The sequence below is a fragment of the Kitasatospora sp. NPDC056651 genome, from assembly GCF_042792155.1.
Lineage (GTDB): Bacteria > Actinomycetota > Actinomycetes > Streptomycetales > Streptomycetaceae > Kitasatospora.
Window position 1 is genome coordinate 1 of sequence record NZ_JBHTWX010000199.1, and the last position, 6,167, is coordinate 6,167.

Here is a 6,167-nt window from a genome sequence, read left to right on the forward strand (position 1 = left end):
GCCCGCAGCCGGGTGCGGGCATCGCGCGGCGGACTTCCTTCCGGACGGCCCGGCAGCGAGCGGCCCCGGTAGCGGACGGCCTCAGTAGCGGACGGCCTTGACCACCACGGGGGTCAGGTTCAGGTCGGCCGGCTGCCTGCTGAAGGCGACGGGCTGGGCCTTGCCGTTCGCCGGGACGTTCTCGGCGCCGACCACGGAGCTGTCCGCGGCCCTGCCGGAGGCATCGACGAAGTCGACCTCCACCGCGTAGGAGGCCGGGTTGGGCCCCGGGTTCTGCACGGTGACGACCACCGCGTTCAGGCCGCCGGTGTTCTGCCGCGCGATGCCGGTGATGGTGACGTCCCCCTGGGCGTTGCCGCCGTCCGCCACCCCGCTGAGCACCGAAGCGGCCTTCTCCCGGGTCATCGCCTGCTGCGCCGAGACGGACGCCTCGAACGCGGAGGCCGCGGCGGAGTTGGAGGCCACGGCCGCCTCGGAGGCCGCCGACGCCGAGGCCGCCGCGGCCGATGCCGAGGCCAGCAGCGACTCCGCGGCGGAGGCGATCGCCGAGGGCGGCTCGCCGGAGAAGGCGCCCGCGTTGGGCGAGGCGGCCGGCGAGCCGCCCGCCGTGCCCGACGGAGTGCTGCCGCACGCCGCGAGCACGGCGATGCCGGCGGCGGCCACGATCAGCGCGACCGTGCGCTGGGGCGTCCACCGCCGGGCCGGCCGCCGGTCACCGCCCGTGGGGTGCCCGGGCGGCGGACGGTGGCCGGATCGGCCGGGGCTGGGGGGACTGTGGAGTTCACGCACCGAGGATCCCTCTCCTGGTCGGGGGTCGGCGGCCGAGGGGCCCGTACGTCCCCATGCTTGGCAACAACTCGCTCCACAGCGACAGCTCCTGACCCGTCCGAGTGGGCGGGCCCGCGCGGCGGCGGCCCGATGGGGGACCGGACTGGGCCGGACGAGGCCGGACGAGGCCCGAGGGCAGGCCGTCTCAGGAACCTCAGGAACCTCCCGGGCGCACGAGCGCCCCGGCGCTTCCCGACGGAACGCGCCGCGGCGTCGAGGACGCCCCGGGCGTGCGCGAGCACCGCGCACGCCCGGGCACGACTCAGGCGGTGGCCGCCTCGGCACCCTCCGCGTCCTGGGTGGGAACGGCCCGCAGCTGCGGAGCGGGCGGCGCCGGGATGACGGCGGCGACGGCGGCCGCGATCAGGGCGACGACGCAGCCGATCACCAGGCCGACCCGGAAGCCGCCCTCCGAGGGCAGGGTGTGCCCGCCCAGGGTGACGGTCATCTGCGACAGCACCACGCCCATCACGGCGGCCGAGACCGAGGTGCCCAGCGAGCGCATCAGGGTGTTGAAGCTGTTCGCCGAGGCCGTCGAGGACAGCGGCACCGCGCTCATGATCAGCGCGGGCATCGCGCCGTAGGCCAGGCCGACGCCGCTGTTGCAGACGATCGTCACGACCAGCACGCCCCAGGTGGAGCCCATCAGGACCAGCGCCAGCCCGTACCCGACGGCGATCGTCAGCGCCCCGGCGGCCAGGGTGAACTTCGGGCCGCGCGCCGCCGACAGCTTGCCGCCCAGTGGCGAGACGACCATCATCATCAGCCCGCCGGGCGCCATCCACAGGCCCATGGCGAGCATCGACTGCCCCAGCCCGTAGCCGGTGGCCTCGGGCAGCTGGAGCAGCTGCGGCACGATCAGCGCCTGGGCGTACATGCCGAAGCCGACCAGGACGGAGGCCAGGTTGGTCAGCAGCACCCGGGGGCGCGCGGTGACCCGCAGGTCCACCAGCGGGTCGGTGACGCGCAGCTCCCAGCGGGCCCAGAGCATCAGGATCGCGGCGGAGGCGGTGAACAGGCCGAGGGCCCGGGTGCTGCCCCAGCCCCAGTCGCCGCCCTTGGAGACGGGCAGCAGCAGGCAGACCAGGCCGAGGCTCAGGCCGATCGCACCGACGTAGTCGAAGCGTCCGCCGGCCGGGCGCCGGTCGGCCGGGGCGGGGACGACGACCCAGAGCATGCCGATGATCACCACGGTCAGCACGGCGGTGCCCCAGAACAGCACCCGCCAGCTGGCGTAGTCCGCGACACCGGCCGCGATCGGCAGGCCGAGGCCGCCGCCGATCCCCATCGACGCGCTGACCAGCGCGATCGCCGAACCGAGCCGCTCGGGCGGCAGCACGTCACGCAGCAGGCTGATGCCGATCGGCACCAGGCCCATGCCCATGCCCTGCAACGCCCGGCCGGCGACCATCGGCACCAGGGAGTCGGCCACCGCGCACAGCACCGAGCCGAGCAGCAGCGGTACGCAGGAGGCGATGAGCATCGTCCGCTTGCCGAGCAGGTCACCGAGGCGGCCGCTGATCGGGACGAAGACGGCGGCGGACAGCAGGGTCGCGGTGATGACCCAGGAGGCGTTGGAGGGGCTGGTGTGCAGGAGCTGCGGCAGCTGGCTGATCAGCGGGGTGACCAGGGTCTGCATGATCGCGGCGACGGTGCCGGTGAAGGCGAGCGTCGCCACGATCGGACCGGTGCGGCGGGCGGGGGCGGGGCCGTTGATGACGGGCCTCCTCGACGATCGAGGGGAACAGGTGATGTGCGACTTGCACATCATGTGCGGATTGCACATAAGCATCAGAGTACACACGATGTGCGCCATGCACATCGAATGCAAGCTGCACATTTCTGGCATACTGAACGGTGATCCATGAAGAAACCGCAGGTCAACGCGGTGATGAAGGGACCTCGCCATGGCCAGCCCCACGCACCGGGTCGCACTCGAATTCCTGGTGTTCGCCCGGCACCGCGACCTGAACCAGGTCGACAACCGCCGCCCCGAGGGCAGCCAGCTCGAACGCGGTGCGTACATCCTGCTCAGCCGCGTCGACGCCGAGGGACCCATGTCCATCGGGCAGCTGAGCGACGCCTTCGGCCTGGACGTCTCCACGCTCAACCGGCAGACGGCGGCACTCACGGGCGCGGGACTGCTCGAACGCATCCCGGACCCGGACGGCGGTATCGCCCGCAAGTTCCGGCTGACGGACGAGGGCCGGCGGCGGCTGGGCGAGGAGCGCGAGGCGCACGTCCGGGCGCTCGACCTCGTGATGGCGGACTGGCCGGAGGAGGACATCGCCTCCTTCGCCGGCTTCCTGCGGCGCTTCAACCTCGGCATCGAACGGCTCGACGGACGGCCCTGGCCCCGGGACTGAGCCCACGCGGACGGGGACGGCGGGGCCGGCGGGGCCGGCGGGGACGCTCCAGCCGGGGGCGGTGCCGGGAGCGGCCGTCTCGGCCTCGCGGACGAGGGCGACCAGCCGGGCGTTCGCGGGGGCGGTGAGGCCGTGGCGCTCGGCGAGGGCGACGACCTCACCCGTCGAAGAGGCCGCCGACGTCAGGCACGCCCGCTTCCGCCGGACCGGAAGGCCCGCACGTGCCACGGGGTGAGGAGAAAGGCTGCCAGGCCGCACACGGTGCTCACGACGGCGATGCCCCAGCACGGAAGGCTGTCCGGCGACTGACCGGTCCACTCCCACCACCGGACACGGCCCGCACTGTCCGCCCCCAGATACGTGAGCGGAAAGATCGTGCCGACCGGGATGATCCAGGACAGCTTCCGGCCGAAGATCCGACCGGACAGCAGCGCGAGACCGAACCAGATCACGCAGGCCCGCGCCAGCACGATCGCGAGGTCGGCTCCGGACGCGAAGAACTCGGTGCCACCGACCAGCGCCACGGACACGCCACCCGCGATCAGCGCGTGCCAGATCTCATAGGCCCGCAGCTTCGGGCCGGCGACGAGTTCGAACTGGTCCATGCGACTGTTCAGGCTGCCCGCCGCGAGCGCGGCGAACGCGATGGGCAGTTCCCGGCGCATCGGGACGCCGGTCATTCCTCCGGGGCCGCCTCCCGGAAGAGCCAGCACCTGCGACCCGAAGAAGGCGCTGACGGCGGTCAGCACGATCAGACCCACGACGAGCGCCAGGAGCTGGTGCGCGCGGGCGTAGCGCAGGAAGGACCCGGCCTGCGAACCCCGGTTCTCCTCAGCCGCAGTAGGCATGCTGAATCTTGTCAATCCGCTGCTTCGCCCATTCCAGTTGGATCTGCTCGGGTCGGTGGATCACCTGCGCGATGGCGTCCAGATCCACCCCCGGCGGGCCACCGTGCATCTCGGGGGGCCGGCCGCCTCCGAAGATGCGCATCGCCAGCCACATCATGAGCTCCCCGCTGGACTGGACGTAGTCCTGGGTGAATCGGGCTCCGTCAGGCAGCGGGCAGTTCTTCGGCCGGGATGCGGTCAGGATGCTTCCGGCCAGTGACTGGGCCGGATCCCACATGGATCCTTCCAGGATGTAGAAGTCCTCGAAGCGGTACTGCTCGTCACTCCGGAGGCCCTTCTCGTAGAAGGCGTCGGGAATCACGAACAGGCCCTGGGGGAGCTGCCTCACCCGCTCACCCATCGCCTCGGCCTGCGAGAGGTACTTCCGGTCGTCGGGCCACAGGCAGAGTGCGGGCGCGCCGGAGGTGCACAGCGGCTTGCCCGGCGCGGCACGGTCCACCTGGACGGGCCGCGTGGCGACCAGTCCGGCGCCGGCCACGACCAGCGCGAGGCAGCAGACGACCGTCCCCGTCCGACGTGCGGGGTTGGGCCAACCGCCTTCCGTCGCCAGCGGGGACCGCCTGGTGAGCGTCACCGCGACGAGGAAGGCCGCCAGGGCCAGCGCGCTCCGCGCGAGGACCGCCGGCAGGGACGCGGCGGTGAACGGGTTCCCCGCGAGCACATAGAGGCCGAGTGACGTCGGGTCGCCGAGCCAGGCGATGGCGATCAGTGAGCCGAGCCCGACGAGCACCGGTGCGGTGAACTGCGTCCGCGACCACGAGCCGACCAGGTGCCCCGCACTCGCGAAGGTGACCAGCAGCGCGGCCCCGAGGACCAGGTAGCCGGGCCAGAGGAAACCGGGTCCGGCCGTCGACCAGCTGGTGGCGGCCGCCACCAGGACACCGACGAGGTAGGCGCCCAGGCCGTAGGTGAGCGTCGAGGACAGCTGTGCCGCCTGGATCTGCCAGGAGGGCCGGGAGGCGGAGTCCATCTGGTCGTGGAGGTTGTGGCGGGCGGAACGCCCACCCGCCCAGGCGGCCGCCGCGGCCAGCACCGGAGCGAAGTAGAACGACGGGATCTGCGCCTGGACGCTCGTCTGGGCCCACTCGCCGATCCACCACCGGCTACGGCCGAAGAGGGCCGCGAGATCGAGTGCGACCAGCAGCGGGAACCACCAGCGGAGCGGTGAGCGGCGCAGCTCCACCAGGTAGGGCTTCATCGGGCACCACCCGACCGGCCGGCGAGCGCGGCCATGTAGCCGCGTTCGAGGGGCGTGTCCCCGGGGGTGCCCACCGGTACCGGCAGTTCGCCCAGCTCCTGCGGGGTGCCCCGGAACACGAAACCACCGGACGCCATGACCGCGACCTCGTTGCAGACCGCCGCCACGTCCTCGACCAGGTGGGTGCTGAGCACCACCGCCGTGTCGTCCAGGGACCGGATGAGCTCGCGGAACTCCAGTCGTTGCGCGGGATCCAGGCCGACGGTGGGCTCGTCGAGCAGGACCAGGCCGGGGGACCCGACGATGGCTGCGGCGATGCCGGCCCGGCGCACCATTCCGCCGGACAGGGACTTCATCCGCGCGTTCATGCGGTCGCCCAGGCCGACCCGCTCGATCACCGCCATGGAGTCACGGTCCGCTCGGGAGGACGGGACCTGGCGCAGCCACGCGTTGTAACGGACGAAGTCGTAGACCGTGAACGCCGGCAGGTATCCGAAATCCTGTGGAAGGAAACCGATCTGACGCCGCGCGATGCGTGCGGTCTTCTCCGACACGACCTGCTGGTCGCGGATCTCGACCGTCCCGGAGCGCGGTGGCGCGATCGTCGCCAGGGTACGCAGCAGTGTCGTCTTGCCGGCCCCGTTCGGGCCGAGCAGCGCGAACACGCCGGTGCCGATTTCGAGATCGAGCCCCGAAATGACGGTCTTCTTCCCGTAGCCCTGCTTCAATCCGGATATCCGGACTACCGAACCCACAGCTTTTCCTTTCATGCACGGGCCGTGTGCCGCAGGGCGCCCTGCGGGCCACCGCCCCCAACCCCCCCGAATTAAGTGGGTAAGGCGGATTTTTCCCTGGAGTAGGAGTTAG

General features: G+C 72.1%; 6 protein-coding genes. 1 reads left to right on the forward strand and 5 read right to left on the reverse strand.

Annotated features, from left to right (window positions below):
* Positions 1-81: 81 nt before the first annotated feature.
* Positions 82-789: a hypothetical protein gene (locus ACFRAR_RS37930; protein ID WP_380704881.1), complete on the reverse strand. Its 708-nt coding sequence runs from the start codon at positions 787-789 to the stop codon at positions 82-84.
* Between the two features lie 301 nt (positions 790-1,090).
* On the reverse strand, positions 1,091-2,596 hold the full coding sequence (locus ACFRAR_RS37935; RefSeq protein ID WP_380704890.1) for an MFS transporter: 1,506 nt from the start codon (positions 2,594-2,596) through the stop codon (positions 1,091-1,093).
* Positions 2,597-2,735: 139 nt separating this feature from the next.
* On the opposite strand from ACFRAR_RS37935, the gene ACFRAR_RS37940 reads away from it, so the two are divergent.
* The gene (locus tag ACFRAR_RS37940) at positions 2,736-3,194 is read left to right on the forward strand and encodes a MarR family winged helix-turn-helix transcriptional regulator (RefSeq protein WP_380704883.1); all 459 of its coding nucleotides are present in this window, start codon (positions 2,736-2,738) and stop codon (positions 3,192-3,194) included.
* A 182-nt stretch (positions 3,195-3,376) separates the two neighbouring features.
* Here the strand turns inward: ACFRAR_RS37940 and ACFRAR_RS37945 are convergent, their stop codons facing one another.
* The 3 genes from ACFRAR_RS37945 to ACFRAR_RS37955 all read right to left on the reverse strand — a co-directional run bounded on the left by ACFRAR_RS37945 (position 3,377) and on the right by ACFRAR_RS37955 (position 6,055).
* Entirely contained in the window at positions 3,377-3,955 is a 579-nt protein-coding gene (locus ACFRAR_RS37945) for a hypothetical protein (protein WP_380704885.1), read from the reverse strand.
* Between the two features lie 70 nt (positions 3,956-4,025).
* Positions 4,026-5,300: a hypothetical protein gene (locus tag ACFRAR_RS37950; protein ID WP_380704886.1), complete on the reverse strand. Its 1,275-nt coding sequence runs from the start codon at positions 5,298-5,300 to the stop codon at positions 4,026-4,028.
* The gene (locus ACFRAR_RS37955; protein ID WP_380704888.1) at positions 5,297-6,055 is read right to left on the reverse strand and encodes an ATP-binding cassette domain-containing protein; all 759 of its coding nucleotides are present in this window, start codon (positions 6,053-6,055) and stop codon (positions 5,297-5,299) included. Before ACFRAR_RS37955 ends, ACFRAR_RS37950 begins: the two co-directional genes overlap by 4 nt.
* Positions 6,056-6,167: the final 112 nt, after the last annotated feature.